This window comes from Rhizobacter sp. P2_H2 (assembly GCF_056403375.1).
In genome coordinates, this window is the sequence record NZ_JBFUFP010001518.1 from 1 (window position 1) to 968 (window position 968).

The following is a 968-nucleotide window of genomic DNA, read 5'->3' on the forward strand; positions in this document are numbered from 1 at the left end:
CCTCGGCGCGTTCGCACCACGGCAGGAACTGCGGATAGCTCGGGATGTCGGTCACGAGCGAGTACATCTCGTGCGGCGAATACCAAAGGAGGACGGACTTCTTGACATGCTTCATACAATCGCCGGATTGTATTGAGCGCCACGCGCCTCATCTGGACCCCATGTCGATTGCCGAAAACCGCCGAGCCCATTACGACTACCACCTCGAGGAACGCTACGAGGCCGGCATGGTGCTGCACGGCTGGGAGATCAAGGCGATCCGCGCCGGCCAGGTGCAGCTGACCGACGGCTACGTGCTGATCCGCGATGGCGAGCTCTACCTGATCGGCTGCCGCATCAATGCGCTGCGCAGCGCGTCGACCCACGTCAACCCCGAGGCCGACCGCACCAAGAAGCTGCTGATGCGCAAGGAAGAGATCAAGCGCCTGGTCGGCAAGGTCGAGCAGCGCGGCTTCACGCTGGTGCCGCTGAACCTGCACTACAAGGGCGGCCTCGTGAAGGCCGAGATCGCGCTGGCCAAGGGCAAGGCCGAGCACGACAAGCGCAACACCGAGAAGAAGAAGGACTGGGACCGCGAGAAAGGCCGCCTGATGCGGCACAAGGTGTCCGCGCCCACCAAGGACTGAAGTCCGGTCGGACCTTCAGCCCTTCAAGGCCCCGAGCGCCTGCTCGCAATCGGCGATCAGGTCGTCGACCGCCTCCAGCCCCACCGAGAAGCGCAGCAGCGCACCGTTCCATGCCGGTTGCCGGCGGATCGCCTTCAGCTCGTACGGCACCACCAGGCTGACCGGCCCGGCCCACGAGTAGCCGATCCTGTGCAGCCGCAGCGCGTCGACGACGGCCTCGACCTGCGCGATCGAGAACCGCTCGTCGAACACCACCGAGAACAGCMCGGCGGCGCGCGTGCACAGCGCCCGCCAGGCCGCGTGCCCCGGCGACGCCGGCAGCGCCGGGTGCAGCACCTGCGC

The 968-nt window shown here is 66.8% G+C and carries 3 protein-coding genes; 1 reads left to right on the forward strand and 2 read right to left on the reverse strand.

From position 1 onward, the window contains the following. Positions 1 to 115: type II toxin-antitoxin system RatA family toxin (locus AC1D15_RS34395; protein ID WP_477829599.1), on the reverse strand; the 115-nt coding region annotated here is incomplete at its 3' end. A 46-nt stretch (positions 116 to 161) separates the two neighbouring features. Here AC1D15_RS34395 and smpB point away from each other — a divergent pair. Beyond that, entirely contained in the window at positions 162 to 626 is a 465-nt protein-coding gene (smpB, locus tag AC1D15_RS34400; RefSeq protein ID WP_047512102.1) for an SsrA-binding protein SmpB, read from the forward strand. 15 nt (positions 627 to 641) lie between these two features. Here smpB and AC1D15_RS34405 read toward each other — a convergent pair. Beyond that, positions 642 to 968 (reverse strand): PLP-dependent transferase (locus AC1D15_RS34405; protein ID WP_477829598.1); only part of this gene is annotated, 327 nt, incomplete at its 5' end.